Raw genomic sequence first — 23,217 nt, forward strand, 5'->3', positions numbered from 1 at the left:
AAACTGTTTGGAGGCTTCTCCAACAGCATAAGATCCCAACGTTTTTCTTTATTAATAAAATAGACCGAGTTGGTGCAGATCCATTAAGAATAATAGAAGAAATTCGAACCCAATTAACAAAGGATGTTTGTGATATTACAAATACGTTGATTCAGAATATTATGAGTGAAGAACTGATTGAATGTATCGCAGAACGGGATGAAGACTTATTAAATACATACATGGAAGATGGATATCATCCTGATTTATGGTTCAGCACCATGAAAACACTCTTTAGAAACAATCAAATTTTCCCTTGTACATACGGTTCGGCCCTTCAGGGTACCGGCATCGAGAATCTTTTAGAAAAAGTCAACCAATTGACCGAAACTAGTTTTACCAATGAGAAACCTTTTGCAGGAACTGTTTATAAAATTCGTTATGATGAAAAAGGAACGAGAACTACATTTATTAAAGCTTTAAGCGGAACATTAAAAGTGCGCAACGAAATAGCCTATAATTCACAAGACAAAAGTGTTCATGAAAAAGTCACCCAAATAAAAATATACAACGGCACTAAATTTCAAACTGTTGATCAGGTTGAGGCAGGGGACTTATTTGCTGTAACAGGTCTCACTGAAGCTTCGGCCGGAGATGGATTAGGTACTTTAATGAAAAAAGCAAATTTCGAAATGATCTCAGCCTTGAAATCTAAAGTTATTCATGACTCCAGCTTCAATGTAAAAGAAGTCTTACGGTTTTTTACTATTCTTAATGCTGAAGATCCAGCACTTAACGTTACATGGGAGGAACGGTCACAGGAAATTCATATTCATGTAATGGGGATCATTCAACTCGAGGTCCTCCAGCAAGTGGTGAAGGAACGATTTAACCTTAACGTCAATTTCGGAGAACCAGAAATATTATATAAAGAAACAATTGATTCAGTGGTTATGGGGTACGGCCATTTCGAACCATTAGGTCACTATGCTGAAGTACATCTTAAACTTGAGCCTGCTCAAAGAAATAGCGGCACCTTTATTGAAAGTATCTGCCATACAGATCACCTGACAGTTGGAACCCAAAATACCATTCAATCACATCTATTTGAAAGAGAACATCATGGGATATTAACTGGTTCCTCTCTCACAGATATTAAAATCACACTTATTACCGGTCGAGCACATAACAAACATACTTCTGGCGGCGACTTTCGAGAGGCAGCCTATCGTGCATTGCGGCAAGGTTTAGAAAAAGCGGAAAACGTCTTGCTTGAACCCTTTTACTTTTTTAAGATAAAAGTAGATTTAGATCATATGGGTAAAGTTCTGACAGATCTTCAACAAGCACATGGAAGCTTTCACACTCCTATTACAGAGGGAAACAAGGTTTTTCTAACTGGAAAAGTACCGGTAGCCACCTTTATGAACTATGGCCCTAAGTTTGCTTCTCTTACTCAAGGGAAAGGAAGCCTGAATCTAGTGGTTGGTGGGTATTATCCTTGCCATAACCAGAAAGAAGTCATTGAAAGATTTCAATATAATAAGGATGCCGATCCGGAATACACCTCAACATCTATTTTCTGTTCCAAAGGTCAAGGTTATTCCGTTACATGGGATCAAGCAGAAGCTTATATGCATTGTTTAGACGATTAAAAATAAAAGGAAGGCGAGCAGTTTTTTCTGCTGCGCCTTCTTTTTTAATGACGATGTTCTACAAGGTCGATTACACCTAAGACAACGTGTGCTAAACCAAATCCGAATACAGTGTTTGCGATCATTTTATTGGTTCCTCGTTTCTGCTTAAGAGCATAACCAGTTGCGGTTACAGCAGTCCCTAAAGCAGTTGGAATTAAGCCTTCACGTACGTTCATGTAATCTCCCTCCACATCCTCAATTTGGTGTAAATAACACCAACCTTATTGTTTGCTTCAATAATAGGATTATACTTTATGCGACGCTGCACAAGGATTTTTTAACGTACTATTTTTGTCCAAGCCATCCAAATAGTTGGATAGTTAAGGATTATTTAAAGCCCAAGACAGGATGAGGAACATATGGTTCTTCTAAAAATGAAAGCTCTTCTGGTGTTAACTCTACAGAAAGTGCTCCGACAGCATCCTCCAAATGAAGCATTTTCATCGCACCAATAATCGGCGCAGTAACAGGCTCTTTCTGCAATACCCAAGCAAGCGCGACTTGGGCCCGAGGTATTCCCCGTTTGGAAGCTAATTCCGCCACTCGGTTCACTACAAGACTGTCTGCTTCAGCAGTTGCGGCATAAAGGGTTTTCCCAAATTCATCTGTCTCAGAACGTGAGGTTGTTTCCTCCCAGTCACGTGTTAACTTCCCTCTCGCGAGCGGACTCCACGGAATGACACCAATTTTTTCTTCCTTACAAAGTGGCAGCATTTCTCGCTCCTCTTCACGATACAAAAGATTTAAATGATTTTGCATCGAGACAAATCTTGTCCAACCATTTTTTTCAGCAATATGCAATGATTTCAGAAATTGCCATGCATACATCGACGAAGCGCCAATGTATCTAGCCTTTCCAGCCTTTACAACATCATGCAGTGCTTCCATCGTTTCTTCTATAGGGGTGTCATAATCCCAACGGTGAATTTGATAAAGATCCACATAATCCGTGCCGAGTCTTTTAAGACTATGATCAATTTCACTCATAATCGCCTTACGAGAGAGCCCGCCCCCATTAGGTCCCTTATGCATCTGACCATGAACCTTAGTTGCGATCACAATTTCATCCCGGTTAGCAAATTCCTTTAAAGCCCGGCCCACAATTTCTTCGCTTGTCCCATCTGAGTATACATTCGCTGTATCAAAGAAATTAATACCATAGTCGAGTGCCTTTCTAATAATTGGACGGCTCTTCTCTTCATCCAGCACCCATTGATGATTTCCTCGCTCCGGTATCCCAAAACTCATACAGCCTAAACAAAGACGGGAAACATCCATCCCTGTATTCCCTAGTTTTACATAATCCATCTTTATGTACCTGCCTTTCTTTTTGTAATATGTTAAATAAGAATTTAATCACTGCTTTCACGTACTTCTTACTATATTCTTGCCGTACCTAAAGTATAATGCTTACTTAGAATTTCTTCTATCAAAGATACCTTTTTTAATTAAAGGGTATACGTTGAAAAAACGGAATAAAAAAAGAGGCACCACTGAGATGACCCTTTTTCTTGCTTACCCCTAAATAATTATTAAGAAACAGCTTTTCTCTTTACTGGACTATTTAAGTCACGTGCATTCAAATAGACGGTTACCATTGCAATCAAAAGTAATACACCCGTGACGATAAACACACTGTAGACGGGAAATATTCCACCAAGAAAACCGCCAATCAAAGGACCGACCATTCCGCCTAATTGGTTTGCCGTTTGATTTAAACTAAACGCCCTTCCTCGGAAATCTTCAGCAGTTGACTTGACAACAAGTCCATTTAAGGCAGGATACACGGCACAGAAGAAAATTCCGTAAACAAAACGAATCATTGAAAAGCCCCAAATATGCGTAAAAACAATTTGAGCTAATGTGCCAATGCCGCCACCGAGCAGTCCGATAAATAAAACTCGTTGGAACCCCACTTTATCAGCCCATTTTCCCCAAAAAGGGGCAAATAAGGCACTTGCAATCCCAGGTAGAGAAAATACGACCCCTGCTAAGAAGGATGCATTTTCTGAAGAACCACCCAATTTGACAATATACAAAGGGAGTACCGGTTCGATCGTCATGACAGAACAACTAGTAACCAGAGTTAGGATCAGCACTAATAAAAACGGCCGGTTGTCTATTGCTAGTTTAAAGTCCGCTTTAACGGAACCTTTCCCTTTACTTGGGGTAAAATTCTCCTCTACCACCCAAAAGATGATTAACAGTGTCGACAAGCAAACAATGATACCGGCACTAGCGAAAGCCCAGCGATTTCCGACTAAGTCAGCAATCCCTCCGCCTAGCAGCGGTCCAATGATACTTCCGGATGCGGAAGCAGTGGAAATCATCGATAGCGCATACCCCACTTTGTTTCCAGGTGTATTAGTCCCAATCAACGCAATCGCTCCTGGAATAAAACCACTTAACAATCCTTGAAGGATCCTTAAGCCCAAAATCTGATAAGGATTTGTGACGAAGGCCATTAACGTATAAATAACAAAAAGAACAAAACCAGCACGGACAATCATCGGTTTTCTACCATATTTGTCCGCCATCCTGCCCCAGAATGGCGAGGAAAGTGCGCCGGCAAAAAAAGCCGAACTGAACAATAACCCTGACCACATTTCAGTGTGTTGATGAACTCCTAGTTGCAAAAGAAAAATCGGCAAGAAAGGGATGACCATGGAGAAACTTGCTGCTGTAAAAAAGACTCCAATCCAAAGTACCCATAAATTACGTTTCCACAATAGCATGCTTATCCATCTCCAATGAAGCCTATAATTTCATTTCATATGTGCCATCTTACCATAAAATAAATTTATTTTCACTACCGAAATATTCGAAAAAGGAAATAAATAAAAATTTAACCTTCCGATAGTTTTTTTCTATCTGTTGCTTTTGGAGGTTGCTCTAACCACTGATTTTTGACCATTAAGTCTGTCCAATCCTCGGCAAATTTAAGGTCCTCTAGAATAAATTGTTCATAATTTAAAACCAAATCAGATCTCATAGTCGTACCCAGCCCCGCACCATAATAGGCAATCGCCGTTCCAAATAGGAATCCTGTCAGGTACATGATTAACTTATCTGAAAAAGGAGGAACAGTAGAATCTGTTACATCAGAATCCCATAATGGCGGAGCCGGGAGCTGATCTTTTGTTAAAATTCGACTAAATAAGTCAATATGTTTTTGCTTAATTCCCAAGGCTTTCTTCAAGATTTTCTGTACCTCTTTGGAGCTTGCCACCTGGCAAAAGCCTGTTATCAGCGCTTTTGTGATAATACTTTTTTTCAAATTAAAGAAAACATTACTTATTTCTTGTCCGTTTAGGGTCCGCTGGTCACTAAAGAAACCATCAAAGAAATTCACTGTTTTAATAAAATCGATCCCCACCGGTATTGGCAGATAGGGCGGCCTGTGGTATAGACCTTTTTCTAGCAATACATCAATCGTTTGATTGTATAGTTTAATGGTGTCATGGATTTTATCTTCATAAAACTTCCTCATCTCCCCACAGGTAGAAACGGTCAAAGCGACAGAGTAGGCGGAAAGACCATGTATCGTCATTTCATGGAGATATTTTAGACATAGATGATCGGAAAACAGCTTTGGTGTATCATTATTGACATCATGTTCTGTAAACCCTTGAGGGATAGGGTAATGTATTCTATTAAAGAAACTTTCTATCTCCCGAAGGTTATTTTCCGAACTGGCAATCGCGTCTTGAAAGATCGACTTTATGGCTTCATTTTCTTCTTCTAAGTGATGGTGCATATAGGTATTAACACGTAGGTTTAATGAATCCGCTTGATATTGTGTCTATAAGCTTGTAATTTCAGGGCCAGTCAATTTGATATTATGGTTGATTTCCATTACGTCCTCCTTACAAAAGTCTCGTGTGATTAAGGGAACAGCCATTTTTTATATCCCGATAATAAAACATTCCGCTATATTATTTACTTTGCTCTCATCCCGTATTCCATTTTTTGTAAAGTAATCTAGTTTATTTCATGCCGTTTCTGCTAAAAACGGATAGTAAGGAGATACTATTTCGGGGGTATAAATTAAGTTATCCATCATGGTTAAGGCGGTTGTAGTGTGAGCAGGGAATCTATTTTTATGTTGATAGTGGTAATAGTTTGTTTAATCGGATGTATTTATTTCATTAAATTCGACTGGAAGAAATATGGGCTCCTTTATTTAGTCAGTGCTGCTGCGGCTAATCTATTGTGTTACGTATTTACCTACGTTGGTTTTTATTCATTCCCTATGAATGTGTTACATGGCCATCTTTTAATTCCGTATGGGTTGGTGTCGACAGTTTTTCCATTTGGAGTATTGTTCGGGGTGAGGAAAAGCCCAGAGACTTGGGTTTGGAAGGTTCCCTTTTATTGGGCCATCGTGCATATCGGGGTAACAGGGGAGGTTATTTTAAAGCATACAGCTATTTTTGAATTCAAACCTGAATGGGATCTTTGGGACTCCTATACTTTGTGGTGGCTTTATTTTTTGTTATTTGAACTACTTGGAGAAAAAATAGTCCCACCACCACTACGAAAGCCGATTGATTCCGACTCGTTTCGATATGGGCGATGGGGCTGGATTATCTTCCATCTCATAGTCATCGTATCGATATTTTTAGCTGGTGTGTATGCGGGGGTAACAATCTTTAACTAGCAGTCATAACTCAAGTTTTTAGTCATATTGTACCAAGTTACTCCACCATGTTCGGAGTTTGAAACTCCCTGATTAACGTATCCATGTTTCTCATAAAAGCCAACTAAATCCTTTTTACAGGTTAGAGTGATGGTTTCACGAAGTTTGTCTTCGGCGGCTTTTTCTAACTGTGCAAGTAACGCTCCTGCAATCCCTCGATTTTGATATTCAGGAGACACTGCTAAGCCTAATACACTTTGATGTCCACCCGTATTCGGATTGGTTTTGATATCACTGAATAAATCATCAGTGATGTAGGCAGTTTCGATTACAGGTCCATTGATGAGACCTACGATGGACCCCTCCTCTTCCGCCACAAAAAAACTATCCGGTATATTTTCGATTCTCTTTTTAAAGGCTTCTTCTGACGCTGCCTCCGCTTTTAAGAAGCAGCTATTTTCTAAGGTAACTAAATCAGCTAAATCCTCTTTTTTAACATTTCGTATTTGCACCATGATGTTTCCTCCAAGATTGAAAATAATTACTAGATTCAATCCATTTTACCGCTGGTTTTTACTCCATGACAAGTATTCCTCCCTTCGTTTTTAACCACCTTTTAGCTGTCATTTTAAAAGTCTTTCAAGCTTCTAAACTAGTTTGTCAAGAGCATATCCATTCCCGTCCAATAAATCCTTTAAGGTTGTTTGGTCTAATAGCTTTGCGACTGTATCCCGAACAAGAGCCCATAAAGGTTTTAATTGACATCCCTCCTCAAGGGGGCAGCTCTCATAGGAAGTAATACTAACACACCCCATTGGGGCCAAGGGTCCTTCTAAATTACGAATCACTTCACCAATGATAATTTCACTAGGAGCTTTACTCAGCTTATATCCTCCGTTCACCCCTCGTTTGCTTTGCACATAGCCATTTCTTTTCAACTGAAGCAGAAGCTGTTCTAAATAATTCATCGGAACTAACGTTTTATCTGATATGTCCCCAATGGATGTAAGGTCATGTTCATTTTTCCCCAAACAAATCAGTGCCCGTAAGGCATATTCTCCCCGACTGGAAATTTTCATCTTACCCCGCTCCTTCTATATCTAGGCAATTACCCATTTTTACTATTAAAAAGAACCCAAAATTTTGTCCGTTCATATCGTAAGTTAGAAACTTGATTGGATTAGTCGACAATTACAATGAGTTTATTTATTCCTCTTAACTAGTCTATTCAGGAAATATATAAAAAGGAGAGCTTTTTTATGAGGAGGTTAGTCGTACTTGCCCTAATTGGGCTAGCAGCGCAGTTAGTAGATGGATCTCTCGGGATGGCCTATGGAGTTACGTCCACTTCGTTATTGCTTATGTTTGGAATCGCCCCAGCTGTCGCTTCGGCCTCAGTCCACATGGCAGAGGTTGTAACAACTGCAGCATCAGGTGTATCTCACATTCGGTTTGGAAACGTAGATAAAAGCGTGGTCTATAAATTAATCATCCCTGGCTCAATCGGGGCCTTTCTCGGAGCTTGTTTTCTAGGCAGTATCCCAGGGGATATTATTAAGCCCTATGTATCCATTTTTCTATTCATGTTAGGTGTTTATGTGATTTATCGGTTTTTGTTTAAATTTAATCCAACTAATAAATTTTCGGGTAAAAAATTAGGAAAAAAGCAATTGATTCCTCTCGGCTTTATCGCTGGATTTTTCGATGCCACAGGCGGCGGCGGCTGGGGACCAATAGCCACACCGGTCTTGTTAACCAGCAGCGAAATGGAGCCAAGAAAAGTCATTGGATCAGTCGATACAAGTGAATTTGCGATTGCGATCTCCTCGACATTAGGCTTCTTATTAACATTAGGATGGACTCAAATAAATATTCAATGGGTGATTGCCTTAATGATCGGCGGTATCATCGCTGCTCCAATCGCTGCCTTTTTAGTTAAAATCATTCCAACGAACCTGTTAGGAACGCTAGTGGGCGGAATTATTATCATCACTAATATTAGAACGCTTTTAGGGGCATTAGAAGCTTCACACATAATAAGTCTCTTCACGTATATAATTTTGTCCGTCCTTTGGCTTGCTGCAGTGATTAATGTAAGTCTTAAAATCAAAAGAAACAGCTATCAAAAACAAATAGCTGAGTAAACTAAAAAGACCCATACTGAGTTTACTCCACTCTGATGGGTCTTTTGTTGATTGCCATCCATTCATTTTCCTTCTTCGCCCATACCTTCCTTTTTCCCTTGAGTAAGAGCTCTGCGATCAGACGCCTTCGGAGGTTCTTCTAACCATCCGTTATCAATCATCAGGTTCATTACATCCTCAGCATATATGATTAATTCACTTGTAAGACCAATATATTTTTCTGCTAGATCTCTCCTAGCCGTAACACTCAAAGCTGATCCATAAAAAGCAATCGTTACTTGGGTTGACAAGAGGATTTGATACATAATCCATTTATCTGAAAAAGGGGAGATGGTTGAGTTCGTTACTTGTGATTGCCACGATATCGGATAATTTAGTTTCTCTTCACGTAAAACCCTTTCAAACGTAGAGATATGCTTATTTGCAATCTCCATCCCTCTTTTAATGAATTGACGGACATTCTTAGATTCAGCCACCTGACTAAAACCAACCTTTAAAGCAACATGCTGGTGCATCTTATACAAATTAAAGGTTATATCACCTATTTCCATCCCAGTTAATGGACGCCTTGTCCCAAACCAGCCTGTTAAAAAGCTTTGTTGTTTAACAAAGTCAATTTGTTCAGGTGGACTTATAACAGGCGGCCGAGTGTAAATCCCTTTTGATAGCATCGTGTCGATTGTTTTTTCAAAAAGATCCATGGTTTCTTTATTACATTCGATATAGTATTTACGCAGGTCCGCTCTGATGGAAGTACCAACAGAAAGGGAATATCCTGTCAGTCCCTGCAAAGACATAATATACATATAATAAAGGTAGAAAGGGTCTTGAAACAGACGTGGAGCTTTAATGTTTACATCTTGAACTGAAAACCCCTGTGGAATCGGATAATCCTCACCTTTAAAAAACTCCGCTACTTTTTGAACATGCCGTTCAGAAAGCTCAAGCGAAAATTGATAAATCTCAATAATATCTTGGTCCTCGAGATGTTCTAATGCATACTTAATAAAACAAATAGACATCGAATCAAACATATATTGAGTCCAAAGACTTGATATTTCAGAGGCAGTAAGTTGAATACGGGTTGGGTCCATAACATTCTTCCTTTACCAATTATAAACCTATTTTTACCAATTCATCACAAAACTATTCCGAAATAATGTTATAAACCTGGTTTAGAGTGCCCCATAAATGACATTACGCAGTCTAGGCTGAGTGTAGGTTTCAAAATTGGGCAATAGCTGATGCATATAAACAGCAGAAAGCTGCTCCTTTGGATCAATCATGACCCAGGTTCCCGCCATTCCCATCCAGCCAAATTCACCAATCGAACTATTGCTCCCCGCAAGTGATGGATTCATCATCACCCTTACCCCTAAACCATAGCCATAACCCTTCAAGTGATCCCAGTTGTAGGTAGGGATTTGCTCTGGCTGAAGGTGATTCATGCTCATTAATTCGACTGTTTTAGCTCCGAGAATACGTTCACCATCGAGGGTACCCCTGTTTGCCAGCATGTGAGCAAAGCGGCTATAATCATTCAAAGTCGACAACAGACCCCCACCCCCGCTTTCAAATAGCGTACCTGGTTGAAATTCAGCATCCATTTTATCATTTTTCTGCAGATTTCCTGGTTCCTTCCAATCATACAAACTGGATAAACGTTCCTTTTTATCGGCAGGAATCTTGAAAAATGTATCTTCCATTGAAAGCGGTTGAAAAATTTCCTCCTGTAAAAACTGCCCAAAAGATTTTCCTGATACCACTTCAATGAATGCCCCGAGTACATCATGACTTAGACTGTATCGCCATTGTGTTCCGGGATCAAAAGCTAACGGGATATTGGCTAAAGCTTTGGATAATGCCCTGACCGAAAAAGTACCTTCTGATTCTAACAAATTCATTGCCTTTTTGACTTGTCGTTCTGTTTCATTCGCATCTCCTCCATACGTTAATCCGGAAGTCATGGTGAACAAGTCTTTGACACGAATTGATTTGGCAGCAGGTGTTACAAGAATCTCTCCATTTTCTCCTTCACGGTACACTTGAGGGTTCTTAAACTCCGCGAGGTATTCCTCGAGCGGATCCTCCAATAGAAACAATCCCCGTTCATATAACGTTAATGCGGCAACACAAGTAACTACCTTTGTCATCGAATAAATGCGGTAAATGGTATCAGGAGTAATTGGTTTCTTTGTTTCAGGATCAGCATAACCGACATAGTCTTCAAAGATTTGTTCATTTTGATGATAGACAGAACATGCACATCCCGCTGGTCCTTTTTCTAAAAAACTTTTTAATAATGGTCGTAAATGCTCAATCGGTTTCATTGTACATCTCCTTTTGGTAATCATTTACTATAATGATAACTTATTTATTTGTATATTAATAGATTTATTAATCACATTCTTTTTTAGATCCAAAGAGCCGGAAGTTAGCAGAAGAAGTGATTGATAACAACAGCAAACATGCAAAGATTTTACGAAATCATTTAATTTAACAGTGGAAAACCATCCTTAAAGATGGTCTCCCAATTAAAAATTAGTTCTTCATTTAATTTCTTCTTTCTTACCATTGACATTGAATTATAAAAAACTACCAAACCTTATTTAGTTCCTATACTAGATACGCACCGAGTGCAACCATAGCCTTTTTCAATGCTTGTTCATAAGCTTTATCCTTGCCAATTACCATGCGAAAATCAGCTTTGTCTCGGACCGTTGAGCGTCCTTCTACTTCATAACCATTTTCGAAGATTAACAGACATATAGTTGACTTATCGCTCATACGATGAAACTTTTTTTCAACAATCATTTCTTCGAGCTTCCTCCGTTTATCATCTTTGAGCTCAGCCATTCTGGAGTACGGGATTACAACGTGGTCATAAAAATGGTTGTTTTTGCACTTTACGAAAAGTAGTTTTTCGCCAGTTTCTTTTACTTGATTAATCTCTCCACATTTAGGACAAATACTTTCAATCACCATTTACGCCATCCCCTTTTTAACTGTGTACACTTGTTCCTAATTTTAATCAATGCAATTATTTCATATAACATAATGGCCATTTAACACACAAATGACAGTTTAATGGAAATTTAATCTTTCTGGACTAAATCTCCTACCTTCGATATGTTAAAACAGAAAGAATTTGTAGTGAATGTGTATAACTTAAAAAACCACATTTCTTCAACTTAATTTAGATTTTAGATATATGGATGAAACAGTTCAGTCTTCCAATTTAATAAATGTTTAAAATAAAATTAATACTTGTACATTTTTTATCTTTGCTGATCTGGGTAGGTCTCTTTTAAAAATATTACAGATTGGTTAATTAACTCCTTTAAAACATCGATATCTATATCAGCTACTTTATTAATATACACACAGCCTTTCCCGGAAGTATGTTTACCGAAGTCTTTTAAAAGTTCTTCCCGTTTGGTTTCACCTGGAGCAAAGTATAGGCTAATTTTTGCTTTTCTAGGTGAGAAGCCAACAAGTGGAGCATCACCTTCATGGCCTGAAGCGTATTTATAATGGTAAGATCCAAAACCAATCATACTCGGTCCCCACATTTTTGCTTGATATCCGGTCGTTTCAGTAAAGATATCAAGTAGTTGATAGGCATCTTCTCGCTTTTTGGGGTGACCCACATTTTCGATAAACTCCATGACACTATTGTCGGTTTCTTTGGTTTTCAGTTCATACATTTAAAACACTCCCTTTATCGATGCAGTTGGTTTTTCATAAGAATTCAATGTAAAAGTTTAATTTCCTTTATTTAGTTAATTTTTTTAAATACCATATGTTAATTGTTTTGTTTTTCTGTCAACATAAGTTATTTCCAATGTCTGTTAAATTAACCAAAAGTCAAAAAGGTATGATTCACATAACAAAAAAGAGGAGAAAATTTTTGATTTTCTCCTCTACTCTTCTACCTATTACATTGCCATTACTTCTTCACTTGTGACAATATCAGGGACCGAAGCATCACCTTGTAACGAAAGCAATTTTTCACGAAACCGGACCACGTCACCTACCACAATCATGGCCGGGTTCTGCACGCCCTCTTTTTCAACAATATCTCCAATAGAATCCAAGGTACCTGTAACCGTTCGCTGTTCTACCCGAGTCCCCTGCTCAATTACCGCCACAGGTGTATGTTCTGTTTTCCCATGGCTAATCAACTGCTGACAAATATATGAAAGGTTGCCAATCCCCATATAGATCGCAATCGTATCAACGGCTTTCCCCAAGCTTTCCCAATCAATGTCGGTAGGTTTTCCTTTGGCGCAATGGCCTGTTACAACAGCAAATGAATTGCCATATTCCCGGTGTGTAATCGGAATTCCCGCATACGCAGGTGCCGCAATCCCGGCTGTAATACCAGGAACCACTTCAAACGGTAATCCATTCTCCGCTAAAGCTGCCGCCTCTTCGCCACCCCGGCCAAATACAAATGGATCTCCACCTTTCAAACGAACAACCGTTTTCCCCTGGCTCGTAAATTGAACTAACAAATCATTTATAATTTCCTGTTTCATTGTATGATGTGTGGGTTGTTTTCCACAAAAGATAATCTCACAATCTCGCTTTGCTTCAGTTAGCAAATCTGGATTCACGAGACGATCATAAAGAATGACATCTGCCATTCGGATGCATTTTAGTGCTTTTACCGTAATTAATTCCGGGTCACCAGGACCTGCTCCAACGATATAGGCCTTCCCCATATAACCGCCCCCTTACTATTACCGACTTGCTGTTGTTTTCGCTGTTTTTGGTACTTCCAAAATCATCTTTGAGTCTGTTTTTCTATGTGTTAAGTACAAGGCTAAGCCTGTAAATAGAAATCCTCCAACGAGATTTCCAACCGTTACTGGAAGTTGATTCCATAACAACCAATCAGCTAATGTCACGTTTGCACCAAGCATCATACCTGCTGGTATCACAAACATATTAACAACCGCGTGTTCAAACCCTTGTGCAAAAAAGATTAGGATTGGCAGCCACATGGCAGCGATTTTTCCGCCGACCGACTTAGTGGTCATGGCCATAACTGCCCCCAGAGTAACCATCCAATTACATAACATTGCTTTTACAAAAACAACAATTAATCCGTCTGTGCCGAGATTCTTATAACCCAATGTTTTGGTTTCTGCTACCGCAATGATTTTCGCTGCGACCGGGCTGTTATTAACATGCCCCAGTTGAGTAATAGCAATGATATATAAAAGTGCGTAGAAAATGCTTCCTAGAATATGTCCAACAATCACCCATAACCAATTCTTTATCATCTGACCGACAGTAGCCTTTTTCCCCAAGACAGCCACAGGAAGGAGCGCAAAACTTCCTGTGACCAATTCTAGCCCGAGTAGAATGATCATCACAAAGGCCGCTGGAAATAGCACTGCCCCAACAATCCCCATTCCCGTCTGCACTTCGGCTGTAAAGGCTAATGTGGTACCGAATCCAAGCAGAGCACCAGAAAGCGCTCCTCGGATTAATAGATCACTAACAGGTAATTTTGCTTTGGCTTCCCCGGACTGAATCATACTTTCAATTACTTGATTAGGATTAACTAATGACAACAACTTCACTCCTTTCACAATGCAAAGAGTATCTACTTCTCTTCATCTATTAAAATAAACACTTGATCTTCAATAACCTCTACAGGGAAGGATTTGACACATCCTACATCAGGTGCTTGAACTTTCCCGTCGGTTACGCAAATTTTCCAATCATGCATGGGACAAAATACAAACTCTCCGCTGACGATCCCCTCCGCAAGGACGCCCCCTTTATGAGGGCATCGGTTTTCAATGGCGCGAATGTCTCCATTCTCTAATCGAAAAACAGCAATTTCCATATTGCCAATAACAGTTGTTTTTCCTAATTTCCTCGGCATATCATCTATACTTCCTATAAAAATGCGTCTAATTGTCTCTTCCATAAAATGTAACTCCCCTTCTATTTAACACCTGTTGGAATTTTTACCGTCTCATAAAGGTATCTTAAAAGTGTTTTATTCTCAATGGCTTCTTTCCATGGGTCTTGAACAATCGAAAGTGCTTCATCAATACGGAAGTTCAACATTTTTACCGTTTCAGCATCCGAAAGGACTTCCCTTATATGATCTAGTCCAAGTCGGTCCACCCAGGCAGAAGTTCTTTCTAAATAATTAGCTGTTTCACGATAATACTGGAGGTATGCCCCGATCATTTCGACAAGCTCATCATCCGTTTTGAACTTGAACAACAAATCTGCTGCACGAAGATGGGTACCGCCATTTCCGCCTACATACATTTCCCATGCCCCATCCGTACCAACAACGCCAACGTCTTTAATCCCGCTTTCGGCACAGTTCCTTGGACAAGCGGAGACCGCCATTTTTACTTTATGAGGAGTGTTTAAGCCTTCGAATTTCTTTTCCAATCGGATTCCTAAGCCAATCGAATCTTGTGTACCAAAGCGGCAGTAACTTTCACCAACACAAGTTTTTACAGTTCGAAGTCCTTTCGCGTATGCCGCTCCAGATGGCATATCAAGTTCTGCCCAAATCTTTGGTAAATCCTCTTTTTTCACGCCGAGTAAATCAATTCGTTGACCGCCAGTCATCTTGATGGTGCCAACTTCGTATTTATCGGCAACGTCCGCAATTTTTCGCAAGTCATCAGACGTCGTTACTCCGCCATACATTCTCGGTACAACTGAGTAAGTGCCATCCTTTTGGATATTGGCATGCAGCCTTTCATTTACAAAGCGGGCTTCTTTCTCATCCTGATACTCTGTTGGATATATCATCCCCAGATAGTAATTAAGGGCCGGCTTACACTTGGAACATCCATCTGTTTTCCAGCCTAAGACATTCATCACTTCACGGATAGATGTCAATCGCTTCGCACGAATTTCCTCCACAATTTCATCGCGGGATAATGTTGTACAGCTACAAATCGCTTCTTTTTCATCCGCTTTAAATTGGTCACCTAGTGTACAGGCTAACAAATCGGCCACTAATGATTTACAACCGCCGCATGAACGGGAAGCATTGGTGCAGCCCTTTACTTGGTCGACCGAAGTTAAACCTTGAGTTCGAATCGCTTCCACAATGGTACCTTTGCTGACACCATTACAGCCGCAAATGATTTCTTCATCTGCCATCTCGGCAACAATACTAACCTCTGACGATTGACTTTTTGAGGTCTCTAAGTACTCCTCGATACTTGCACCTTTCTTAATGAGACCTAACAGTTGATTCCCATCCTTGGTATCGCCAAACAGTACAGCGCCAGCGATTTTCCCATTTTCGATTAGAACTTTTTTATAAACCCCGCTCCAATCATCGTACATTTTATATACCTTTGTATCCTCATCCTCATTGATTTTTCCAGATGAGAATACATCAACACCTGATACTTTTAGTTGAGTTGAAAGGACAGAACCTTGATAACCTTCTTCCTCTATTCCGCAAATCCGCTTTGCTAACACTTGGGCCTGCTGATAAAGAGGTGCTACTAAGCCATAGGCCGTACCGCGATGCTCTGCACATTCCCCGACTGCATAAATATCAGGAGTATCCGTTTCTAAATAATCATTTACGATTATTCCGCGGTTTACCGATAGACCAGCTTTTTGAGCTAATTCTATATTAGGTTTAATTCCAACCGCCATGACAACTAAATCGGCTTTAATCTTACTGCCATCTTTAAATTTGATGCCTGTTACCTGTTTTTTCCCGAGGATCTCAGCGGTATGTTTTTCTAGTAGAAAATTCATTCCCTGCTTTTCTAGTTCCGTTTGTAATAGTTTCCCTGCAGTACGGTCTAATTGTCGTTCCATCAAGTAGTCGAAGATGTGAATGACGTCGACTTCCATCCCTAGATTTAATAATCCACGAGCAGCTTCAAGACCAAGTAGTCCTCCACCAATAACGGCAGCCTTTTTATACTGTTTTGAATATTCAATCATTTTTTCGCAGTCTTTGATATTCCGGAAAGCCGTCACGCCTTCTTTATCTGCCCCTGGTAACGGCAGCATGAACGGATTTGATCCGGTTGCAATGATCAATTTGTCATACGGTTCGATTCTTCCTTTATCTGTCATAACCACTTGTCTTTCCTTATCAATAGAAACAACCGTTTCCCCGGTAAAAAGAGTGATTCCGTTGTACTCATACCACTGATTGTCATTTAGTGTGATATCCTTAACGGAAGTACCTCCTTGTAAAACCGTTGATAACTGAATTCGGTTATAGTTTGGATGTGGTTCACTTCCAAAAATCGTAATTTCAAAATCTTCCCGGTTAAGTTTCAGCACTTCTTCAATGGCACGAACCCCTGCCATACCATTTCCTACAAGTAATAGTTTTTGTTTAATCAAGTGTAATTCCCTCCCTAAACTGTTGCATGTGTATTTTATATCACGGTGGGAGCTTTAATAACATAAGTTTGGAAGATTTTCTATCACGCTATTTTATTGCTTTAAAACTCTAAAGCTTTAGGAAATCCTGTATCTAATGCATTAATAACGGTTACATTTTTTATTGAAATTTCTTTACGATTTCATTCGCTTCAATCAGGAGATGATAAAATGAAAGAAAAAATCTCCACCTTCGAGGCGGAGATTTTTGAGACAAATAATACTATTTGGTTACCTTTCAACCATAAGCCGAAACATTTCAAATAACAAAAAGTTAAAAAACATCCAGACTCCGCCATAGACATATCCCCCAATGATATCACTCGGAAGGACATGGGTCGTTTCAAGATTGGCCCCAGCGGTACCAATTAATATGATGACTCCAATAATCGAAATACTGATAGGAAAGTAATTCTTTTTCGAGTGACGGACCAATAAGAATATAGTAGTACCATATAATACGATTAATAGAGCAGCATTAATATCTGGAAAATTTGCCGAATGGAATTTCCCTACAAACCCTGTAATTTCCAGTTTCGAGAATATTCGCATGATTGTTTCATGAAAGATTCTTACCCCTAAAATTGAAACAATCAGAAGAAGGTTTTCTAGCAGCCTATTCTTGTCTCTCTGCCAGATACGGATAATAGCGGCGGCTATCATTACTCCTACTGCATAGGGTGATTGAAAAACTAAAAATACCTTGAGCCAGCCCCTATAAACAGTGGTATGAACCAGATATTCAGCCAGTTCATTGAACGGTGTAAACTTATCATATAAATAGTCTTGAGCCATCCCCAGCATGAGGACGACCAACCCAATTAAGGCGATCGTCAAAAAAATGAGAAAAATCTCCGTGTTTCTAATTGTCTTCAGGCGATACACTAAACTAGTTAAAAAGTGAATAAAGAATTCTTTAATGCTATTTTTATAAAGTCGGAAAGCGAGAAACCCTGCCATCACTATAGCAAAAACAATGATAAAAATAATAAAATACCTTCTTGCCGCTTGGTGAAAAACCTCCCAGCGTGGTCCCAACACAGTTCCTAACGTAATAAAACAGATCCCCCATAAAAACGAACCCAGATAAGCTGGAATAATAAATTTTCGAAAGGGCATTCGCGTAATCCCAGAAATATACCCAGTAAAATGCCTGATGCCTGGAATGAAATAAGCAAAAATCAATAATTTACTTCCTGACCGTTCGAACCAGGCAGCTGTTTTTTGATACCTCTCTGGACCAAGATGAATATACTTGCCATATTTTTCAATAAGCTTATATCCTCCTGCTCGTCCGATCCAATAAGTAGCAGTAATCCCAACTCCGCCTGATAACAGGACGGTCAGAAGGGCCAAAAGATAATTCATTTTTCCTTGATAGACAAAATAGCCTGCATAGCTCATTAAAAATTCACCGGATATAGGAAATGCCATCAGTTCTAAAAAAATCCCCAAAAATAAGATCAAATAACTATGTTGTTCAAATAATGTAATTAAGTATGACATCTAAATGCCTCCAAAGTATCAAAAAGGGCTAATAATAATTTACTTACCCTCCCTTGTTTCTCTTAAACAATGTATCACGGAAAGGGAAGATATTTCGGATTTTAACGGATTATTAATCCATTATTAAGAAAAAGGCCAAGTTCCTTACCAACCATATTAGGATACCCAATTGGGTCATGTGAAAATTTACTTTTATTGAGTAAATGATTGTTTGGAAAGGGAACTTAAAACCTATAAAATTCGTCTATAAAGATAAGAGGTGATATAGTGAGAAAAATGCTTAGTGTCCAATGAAACCGCGACCCTAGCAAATGAAATTGAAGACTTTTTCCCTAAATAAATTATATTAAAAAAGAAACGGTGAACTATGAGAAAAAAATTAGCAGTAATGAGCTTAATCGTCCTGTTTGTTGTCGTTTTATTACTTGGAACCTATAAATTAATGAATTCCAGAACTATTCAGTTGTTCGGGGGACTAACCTACCAGGTAAGCACCAAGCAAAAGGTCGTTGCGTTAACGTTTGATGATGGGCCAACAAAAAATGTAGAAGACATTCTACCACTATTAAAGGCATACAACGCAAAAGCAACCTTTTTTCTAATCGGCAAGGAAATCAAAAAAAATCCAGCTGAAGCGAAAAGAATCGCTGCAGCTGGACATCAAATTGGCAATCATTCTTATTCTCATCAGCGAATGATTTTTAAATCTCCATCCTACATTAAAGAGGAAATTGAAAAAACAGATCAATTAATTCGACAAACAGGCTTTCAAGGTGAAATTGATTTCCGCCCTCCAAATGGCAAAAAACTTGTTGGATTACCCTACTACTTAAACAAACATGATCGAGATACAATTACATGGAGTATCGAACCAGACAGTTACTATTCTTCATCGAAGGATAAAATAAATGATGTGGAGAAAAAGGTGAAGCCTGGTTCCATAATCTTAATTCACCCCATGTATGATAAATCCGGTGAAGAACTAAAAACGATTAAGGGAATTTTACAATCACTATCAAATAAAGGTTACAAATTTGTTACCGTAAATGAACTTCAGAAAATGAATTGATCGTAAGGCTTGGAATCTAGTATAAGTTCCAGGCCCTCTTTAATAATAAAATACCTTGTTCAATTTCATGTTCAGCTAGCCCGCCAAAACCTAATAAGACCATTGGTCCTTTGTATGAGTTCAAATTTTGATAATAAACAGAAGTTGGATAGACTTTTACTTTTTCCTCTTTTGCTTTTTCGATTAATTCTTTTTCTGATAAAGGATTTTGAACACTTACTAATACGTGCAGCCCTGAATCATCCCCAATCATTCTGACATGGTCACCTAAATGTTTCTTAATGGAGCTGATTAATGTCTGTTGTTTTTTCCGATAAACCGTTCGCATTTTATTTAGATGTCTTTCCCAATGTCCTTCTTTCATAAAATTCCATAATGTGTGTTGATGTAAACGGGACACCGTCTGCTTATAAAGGGAAAAGTGATCGAGATACTTTTTAAGTAATGTTTCTGGTAACACCATATAGTTAATTCGAATCGAGGGAATCAAAGATTTAGAAAAGGTTCCTAAATAAACCACCTTTCCATTCGGATCTAACCCTTGCAGGGAGGGAATCGGTTTACCTCTATATCGGAATTCGCCATCATAATCGTCTTCGATGATGTACCTGTCCTTTTCCTCCGCCCATTTTAACAATTCCATTCTTCTTGTAATAGGCATGACCATGCCCATCGGAAATTGATGGGAAGGCGTGACATAGGTTATTTGCGCCTTACTATCATATAAATATTTCATGCTTATCCCGTCTTCATCGAGTGGGATAGGTATTAAATTCACCCCTTGATCTTTAAATGCCTCCCTTGTTCGATGATAGCCCGGATCTTCCATTGAAAAAATGGCATCTCTGCCAATCATCATCGTTAATAATCCCATTAAATATTGCGTCCCTGCCCCTAAAATAATTTGTTCCGGTGAACACTTTACCCCTCTTGAGTGATATACGTATTTCGCGATTTCTTCGCGAAGCGGTAACTCCCCCTGAATATCACCATTTAAGAAAAAAGAACTCTGTTCTTCATAGAGGCTTTGTAGGGTTAACCTTCGCCAACTCGTAAAAGGGAAATGTTCTAGGGCAATTTTCCCGTGGCTAAAGTCAATAATATACGGCTCACTTTCCTCTTTAAAAACATTCGAATTTCTTGATGAGTCCTTACTTGGTTTTAAAATCAAATCCGTATTTATTTCATTTGCAAAGATTCCCTTACGCGGAACGCTGTTCACATACCCTTCTGCCACTAATTGCTGATACGCGGTTTCAACTGTATTTTGACTGATTCCAAGATGCAGAGAAAGTTTTCGTTTCGATGGCAGCATTTCCCCTCGTTTAATGCTGCCACTTTGAATTTCCTGTTTAAAATAGTTGTAGAGTTGCAGATATAAGGGTTCTCCACTTTTGTTCTCTAACACGACGGTCACCTCAATCATCCGGGTCCTCCTTTCAACAAGAAACTGGCATGGTTAAATATATTATAACTGACACTTTTAGGCATATCAGCTATTAAATATAATCAAAAATATATACGAGGAAGGGATGTAGGAAGGATGACCAATATAGAATTTAAAGTGGACGCAAAACTAACACCTGAGGAATTATCAGTTGTTTTTAAAGGGTCAGGACTGAAAAGACCTTATGAAGATTTAGGCCGTTTGGAACGCATGATTGAAAATGCAGATCTCATCATTACCGCTTGGGATCTAGATAAACTGGTTGGAGTCGCACGAGCGATTACGGATTTTAGCTACTGCTGCTATCTATCTGATTTGGCGGTTGATAAGGAGTATCAAAATCATGGAATTGGCAGGGAATTAGTTAGATTGGTACAAGAACAAATTGGCGAGGAAGTGACCCTATTGTTGTTGGCCTCTCCAACTGCGATGGACTATTATCCGCATATAGGATTTGATAAAGTTACCAATGGATATATCATCCCACGGAAGGGATAGAATCTGTTATACAAGAGGTCCTGAAGATTACTAGTCATTAAAAGGGCCTGCGTAGATCTGCTCTCCGCAGGCTTTTTGTTTGAAATTGATAGGAGTCAATTCGTATAAATTTAGTAACTAATTTCCTTCTTAAAATTTTAAAGGGGGATTTGCTCAAAATGTTCAACGGTTGGAAATGGATCATAGAAATGATGTAATAGCTTTTTCCATTCTTGATATTGATTGGATTCCCTAAATCCAACGGTATGATCTTCTAACGTTTCCCACTTCACTAAAAGTAGATACTTACCCTCAACTTCAATACAGCGCTGTAATTCATGAGTTATGTATCCCTTCATGGAAGAAATAATGAGTGATGCTTGTCGAAAAGCTTCTTCAAATTCTTTTTCCATATCATTCTTAACTTGAAGCATAGCAGCTTCTAAGATCATGTTTTTTCCCCCTATCTATTAACCAATATGGTTATCATACGCAGAATATATAATCATAATAAAGCCTTTATCTCCAATACTTCAAGATAAAGGCTTTAATTCAATACTTATCCTCTTATAACCAAATAATCGCCTGACGTCATTTTCACCACATCCGCCTTCAGTGCTTTAGCAATATCAGCCGTCATCGTTTTTTGCTCTTCTTCATCGCCTGCCAACAAGGTCAGCTGTTTTCCACCTATTATTCGATCCTTATTCAACGTCACAAGCGCCAGGACATCATAATTCACTTTTGTACCTGCTTCGCGTCCCACTGTTATTCCCTCCCCACCATATTTGTCTTCATAACAGCAGGACTTTTCTTGCTGCTTTCAAGCAACGGCGTCTTCTTCACTACCTCAATTAACCCATCAATGTCATTAATGATTGGAACTAAAGCAATGACCACCCGTCCGTCGTTGAAATCTCTGCGCGTAAAATGGTACCGCTTAACGCCTAATGTTTTAGTTGCTTCAAAAAGGGCTGCCTGCCGTTGACCAAAATTCTCTAGTGTGACACGAACATGCTCCTTGTTCGGATAAATCACCACAGCTCTCCCTTCCTCTTGAAACAATTTGGAAGCATTTTCTGTCCCAAGGAGGTTGGAGACATATATTCCCTCTACAAACAATTCATGATTTTTAACTTCAATTTTCCCTTCTTTTACTTCCGCAATATCTCCAATCGTTTTCCCCTTCGAAAAACGTTTTAAGACATAAATAAGAATAAAGCCAACAATGGCACCCGAAACAATATTAATTAAACTTGATTTGCTATCTACAAGTTGAATGGTGATGCCAGTACCTAAAGCAACCAATAGAGAAAAATAATTTCTCGATTCAAAAGTTTTTGAAATCCCATCAATATAAGCGTCCCCACGGTAGGCAAATTCTGTGTTTTCTAAGTCTTTTAAGCTCTCCCGTTCCGATTTCCTGACATCCCTAAATTGTTGGATAGCCAATGTTAAAAACGTTACAGCAATAAAGTTTTTTGTCATTAATGCCGGGATGGCAACCGCTCCTAATGCTGCCGCAACAAACCCTAAGACTAAATGGATTAAGTAGCCATTCGGATAACTCGGATACTGTCTGAAATCTTCTTTGATTGTGATAATGCGAGCCAACGTTCCAATAATAATCGAAGTTACAATCAGAACGACCTGATCCCTTTCTAACGGACCACCCATTACAGCATTCCCCCCCATTTTCCCTTTTTTACTATTGTTTGGAGAAGCTTGAAAAAATATTAAGAATTATAAAGAGAATTTTGACTCACTCTCTGGATTCTTTTAATAAAGTGCACATTTTAACATGGTACAGGCGTGTTCAAATTTCCGTCAAAACATTTCTAACAAAC

24 protein-coding genes and 1 pseudogene (1 of these 25 only partly in view) are annotated in these 23,217 nt (G+C 39.0%); 5 read left to right on the forward strand and 20 right to left on the reverse strand.

The window, feature by feature from the left end:
* A protein-coding gene (locus L1999_RS16000; RefSeq protein WP_235739456.1) for an elongation factor G crosses the window boundary here: on the forward strand, positions 1-1,634 show its 3' portion. The gene continues 325 nt to the left of window position 1, outside the view; only the last 1,634 of its 1,959 coding nucleotides appear in the window; the start codon falls outside the window, past its left edge; it ends in the stop codon at positions 1,632-1,634.
* Between the two features lie 44 nt (positions 1,635-1,678).
* On the opposite strand, the gene L1999_RS16005 is transcribed toward L1999_RS16000, so the two are convergent.
* From L1999_RS16005 to L1999_RS29645, 5 genes and pseudogenes are all read right to left on the reverse strand, one after another.
* Positions 1,679-1,852 carry an asparagine synthase gene (locus L1999_RS16005; protein ID WP_215042268.1) on the reverse strand — a complete coding sequence of 58 codons (174 nt, stop codon included), beginning with the start codon at positions 1,850-1,852 and terminating at the stop codon, positions 1,679-1,681.
* Positions 1,853-2,003: 151 nt separating this feature from the next.
* Positions 2,004-2,984 carry an aldo/keto reductase gene (locus L1999_RS16010; RefSeq protein ID WP_235739457.1) on the reverse strand — a complete coding sequence of 327 codons (981 nt, stop codon included), beginning with the start codon at positions 2,982-2,984 and terminating at the stop codon, positions 2,004-2,006.
* 224 nt (positions 2,985-3,208) lie between these two features.
* On the reverse strand, positions 3,209-4,411 hold the full coding sequence (locus tag L1999_RS16015; RefSeq protein WP_235739458.1) for an MFS transporter: 1,203 nt from the start codon (positions 4,409-4,411) through the stop codon (positions 3,209-3,211).
* 110 nt (positions 4,412-4,521) lie between these two features.
* Positions 4,522-5,052, reverse strand: coding sequence for a DUF3231 family protein (locus L1999_RS29640; RefSeq protein WP_275677707.1), 531 nt, complete (start codon positions 5,050-5,052; stop codon positions 4,522-4,524).
* A gap of 21 nt (positions 5,053-5,073) precedes the next feature.
* A pseudogene (locus L1999_RS29645) lies at positions 5,074-5,463 on the reverse strand (DUF3231 family protein); the annotation flags it as partial.
* 315 nt (positions 5,464-5,778) lie between these two features.
* On the opposite strand from L1999_RS29645, the gene L1999_RS16025 reads away from it, so the two are divergent.
* Positions 5,779-6,336 (forward strand): CBO0543 family protein, encoded by a 558-nt coding sequence (locus tag L1999_RS16025; RefSeq protein WP_235739460.1) that lies wholly within the window; start codon positions 5,779-5,781, stop codon positions 6,334-6,336.
* On the opposite strand, the gene L1999_RS16030 is transcribed toward L1999_RS16025, so the two are convergent.
* Positions 6,333-6,830, reverse strand: a complete 498-nt coding sequence (locus L1999_RS16030) for a GNAT family N-acetyltransferase (RefSeq protein ID WP_235739461.1) — start codon at positions 6,828-6,830, stop codon at positions 6,333-6,335. The two genes, L1999_RS16025 and L1999_RS16030, sit on opposite strands and share 4 nt — an antisense overlap.
* A 132-nt stretch (positions 6,831-6,962) precedes the next feature.
* Positions 6,963-7,394 carry an RrF2 family transcriptional regulator gene (locus tag L1999_RS16035; protein ID WP_235739462.1) on the reverse strand — a complete coding sequence of 144 codons (432 nt, stop codon included), beginning with the start codon at positions 7,392-7,394 and terminating at the stop codon, positions 6,963-6,965.
* 180 nt (positions 7,395-7,574) lie between these two features.
* On the opposite strand from L1999_RS16035, the gene L1999_RS16040 reads away from it, so the two are divergent.
* Positions 7,575-8,459 (forward strand): sulfite exporter TauE/SafE family protein, encoded by an 885-nt coding sequence (locus L1999_RS16040; protein ID WP_235739463.1) that lies wholly within the window; start codon positions 7,575-7,577, stop codon positions 8,457-8,459.
* Positions 8,460-8,521: 62 nt separating this feature from the next.
* Here L1999_RS16040 and L1999_RS16045 read toward each other — a convergent pair whose 3' ends face one another.
* The 9 genes from L1999_RS16045 to L1999_RS16085 form a co-directional block, all read right to left on the reverse strand.
* Positions 8,522-9,553: a DUF3231 family protein gene (locus L1999_RS16045; protein WP_235739464.1), complete on the reverse strand. Its 1,032-nt coding sequence runs from the start codon at positions 9,551-9,553 to the stop codon at positions 8,522-8,524.
* 81 nt (positions 9,554-9,634) lie between these two features.
* Positions 9,635-10,789, reverse strand: a complete 1,155-nt coding sequence (locus L1999_RS16050; RefSeq protein WP_235739465.1) for a serine hydrolase domain-containing protein — start codon at positions 10,787-10,789, stop codon at positions 9,635-9,637.
* A gap of 286 nt (positions 10,790-11,075) precedes the next feature.
* Positions 11,076-11,444 carry a Gp49 family protein gene (locus L1999_RS16055; RefSeq protein ID WP_098533558.1) on the reverse strand — a complete coding sequence of 123 codons (369 nt, stop codon included), beginning with the start codon at positions 11,442-11,444 and terminating at the stop codon, positions 11,076-11,078.
* A gap of 293 nt (positions 11,445-11,737) precedes the next feature.
* The gene (locus L1999_RS16060) at positions 11,738-12,166 is read right to left on the reverse strand and encodes a DUF1801 domain-containing protein (RefSeq protein WP_235739466.1); all 429 of its coding nucleotides are present in this window, start codon (positions 12,164-12,166) and stop codon (positions 11,738-11,740) included.
* Positions 12,167-12,397: 231 nt separating this feature from the next.
* Positions 12,398-13,186 carry a uroporphyrinogen-III C-methyltransferase gene (gene cobA / locus L1999_RS16065; protein WP_235739467.1) on the reverse strand — a complete coding sequence of 263 codons (789 nt, stop codon included), beginning with the start codon at positions 13,184-13,186 and terminating at the stop codon, positions 12,398-12,400.
* An 18-nt stretch (positions 13,187-13,204) separates the two neighbouring features.
* Positions 13,205-14,044: a formate/nitrite transporter family protein gene (locus L1999_RS16070; RefSeq protein ID WP_235739468.1), complete on the reverse strand. Its 840-nt coding sequence runs from the start codon at positions 14,042-14,044 to the stop codon at positions 13,205-13,207.
* Positions 14,045-14,076: 32 nt separating this feature from the next.
* Positions 14,077-14,406 (reverse strand): nitrite reductase small subunit NirD, encoded by a 330-nt coding sequence (gene nirD / locus L1999_RS16075; protein WP_235739469.1) that lies wholly within the window; start codon positions 14,404-14,406, stop codon positions 14,077-14,079.
* 17 nt (positions 14,407-14,423) lie between these two features.
* Positions 14,424-16,832 carry a nitrite reductase large subunit NirB gene (nirB, locus tag L1999_RS16080; RefSeq protein WP_235739470.1) on the reverse strand — a complete coding sequence of 803 codons (2,409 nt, stop codon included), beginning with the start codon at positions 16,830-16,832 and terminating at the stop codon, positions 14,424-14,426.
* 270 nt (positions 16,833-17,102) lie between these two features.
* Positions 17,103-18,377 (reverse strand): DedA family protein, encoded by a 1,275-nt coding sequence (locus L1999_RS16085; protein WP_235739471.1) that lies wholly within the window; start codon positions 18,375-18,377, stop codon positions 17,103-17,105.
* 367 nt (positions 18,378-18,744) lie between these two features.
* On the opposite strand from L1999_RS16085, the gene L1999_RS16090 reads away from it, so the two are divergent.
* Positions 18,745-19,446, forward strand: a complete 702-nt coding sequence (locus L1999_RS16090; RefSeq protein ID WP_235739472.1) for a polysaccharide deacetylase family protein — start codon at positions 18,745-18,747, stop codon at positions 19,444-19,446.
* A 16-nt stretch (positions 19,447-19,462) separates the two neighbouring features.
* On the opposite strand, the gene L1999_RS16095 is transcribed toward L1999_RS16090, so the two are convergent.
* Positions 19,463-20,872 (reverse strand): MocR-like pyridoxine biosynthesis transcription factor PdxR, encoded by a 1,410-nt coding sequence (locus L1999_RS16095; protein ID WP_235739473.1) that lies wholly within the window; start codon positions 20,870-20,872, stop codon positions 19,463-19,465.
* 117 nt (positions 20,873-20,989) lie between these two features.
* Between L1999_RS16095 and L1999_RS16100 the strand changes: the two genes are divergently transcribed.
* Positions 20,990-21,391 (forward strand): GNAT family N-acetyltransferase, encoded by a 402-nt coding sequence (locus L1999_RS16100; RefSeq protein WP_235739474.1) that lies wholly within the window; start codon positions 20,990-20,992, stop codon positions 21,389-21,391.
* A gap of 137 nt (positions 21,392-21,528) precedes the next feature.
* Here L1999_RS16100 and L1999_RS16105 read toward each other — a convergent pair whose 3' ends face one another.
* From L1999_RS16105 to L1999_RS16115, 3 genes are all read right to left on the reverse strand, one after another.
* Positions 21,529-21,822 (reverse strand): antibiotic biosynthesis monooxygenase family protein, encoded by a 294-nt coding sequence (locus tag L1999_RS16105; protein ID WP_235739475.1) that lies wholly within the window; start codon positions 21,820-21,822, stop codon positions 21,529-21,531.
* A 107-nt stretch (positions 21,823-21,929) separates the two neighbouring features.
* Positions 21,930-22,136, reverse strand: a complete 207-nt coding sequence (locus L1999_RS16110) for a capping complex subunit for YIEGIA (RefSeq protein WP_235739476.1) — start codon at positions 22,134-22,136, stop codon at positions 21,930-21,932.
* A gap of 2 nt (positions 22,137-22,138) precedes the next feature.
* Positions 22,139-23,047 (reverse strand): YIEGIA family protein, encoded by a 909-nt coding sequence (locus L1999_RS16115; protein ID WP_235739477.1) that lies wholly within the window; start codon positions 23,045-23,047, stop codon positions 22,139-22,141.
* Positions 23,048-23,217: the final 170 nt, after the last annotated feature.

The sequence above is a fragment of the Neobacillus drentensis genome (assembly GCF_021560175.1).
Taxonomy (GTDB): Bacteria; Bacillota; Bacilli; order Bacillales; family Cytobacillaceae; genus Neobacillus; species Neobacillus drentensis_A.

Coding starts and splice junctions, on each gene's coding strand:
- L1999_RS16005 (WP_215042268.1), bottom strand. CDS start 1,852: ATGAACGTACGTGAAGGCTTAATTCCAACTGCTTTAGGGACTGCTGTA.
- L1999_RS16010 (WP_235739457.1), bottom strand. CDS start 2,984: ATGGATTATGTAAAACTAGGGAATACAGGGATGGATGTTTCCCGTCTT.
- L1999_RS16015 (WP_235739458.1), bottom strand. CDS start 4,411: ATGCTATTGTGGAAACGTAATTTATGGGTACTTTGGATTGGAGTCTTT.
- L1999_RS16025 (WP_235739460.1), top strand. CDS start 5,779: ATGTTGATAGTGGTAATAGTTTGTTTAATCGGATGTATTTATTTCATT.
- L1999_RS16030 (WP_235739461.1), bottom strand. CDS start 6,830: ATGGTGCAAATACGAAATGTTAAAAAAGAGGATTTAGCTGATTTAGTT.
- L1999_RS16035 (WP_235739462.1), bottom strand. CDS start 7,394: ATGAAAATTTCCAGTCGGGGAGAATATGCCTTACGGGCACTGATTTGT.
- L1999_RS16040 (WP_235739463.1), top strand. CDS start 7,575: ATGAGGAGGTTAGTCGTACTTGCCCTAATTGGGCTAGCAGCGCAGTTA.
- L1999_RS16045 (WP_235739464.1), bottom strand. CDS start 9,553: ATGGACCCAACCCGTATTCAACTTACTGCCTCTGAAATATCAAGTCTT.
- L1999_RS16050 (WP_235739465.1), bottom strand. CDS start 10,789: ATGAAACCGATTGAGCATTTACGACCATTATTAAAAAGTTTTTTAGAA.
- L1999_RS16055 (WP_098533558.1), bottom strand. CDS start 11,444: ATGGTGATTGAAAGTATTTGTCCTAAATGTGGAGAGATTAATCAAGTA.
- L1999_RS16060 (WP_235739466.1), bottom strand. CDS start 12,166: ATGTATGAACTGAAAACCAAAGAAACCGACAATAGTGTCATGGAGTTT.
- cobA (WP_235739467.1), bottom strand. CDS start 13,186: ATGGGGAAGGCCTATATCGTTGGAGCAGGTCCTGGTGACCCGGAATTA.
- nirD (WP_235739469.1), bottom strand. CDS start 14,406: ATGGAAGAGACAATTAGACGCATTTTTATAGGAAGTATAGATGATATG.
- L1999_RS16085 (WP_235739471.1), bottom strand. CDS start 18,377: ATGTCATACTTAATTACATTATTTGAACAACATAGTTATTTGATCTTA.
- L1999_RS16090 (WP_235739472.1), top strand. CDS start 18,745: ATGAGAAAAAAATTAGCAGTAATGAGCTTAATCGTCCTGTTTGTTGTC.
- L1999_RS16095 (WP_235739473.1), bottom strand. CDS start 20,872: ATGATTGAGGTGACCGTCGTGTTAGAGAACAAAAGTGGAGAACCCTTA.
- L1999_RS16100 (WP_235739474.1), top strand. CDS start 20,990: ATGACCAATATAGAATTTAAAGTGGACGCAAAACTAACACCTGAGGAA.
- L1999_RS16105 (WP_235739475.1), bottom strand. CDS start 21,822: ATGATCTTAGAAGCTGCTATGCTTCAAGTTAAGAATGATATGGAAAAA.
- L1999_RS16115 (WP_235739477.1), bottom strand. CDS start 23,047: ATGGGTGGTCCGTTAGAAAGGGATCAGGTCGTTCTGATTGTAACTTCG.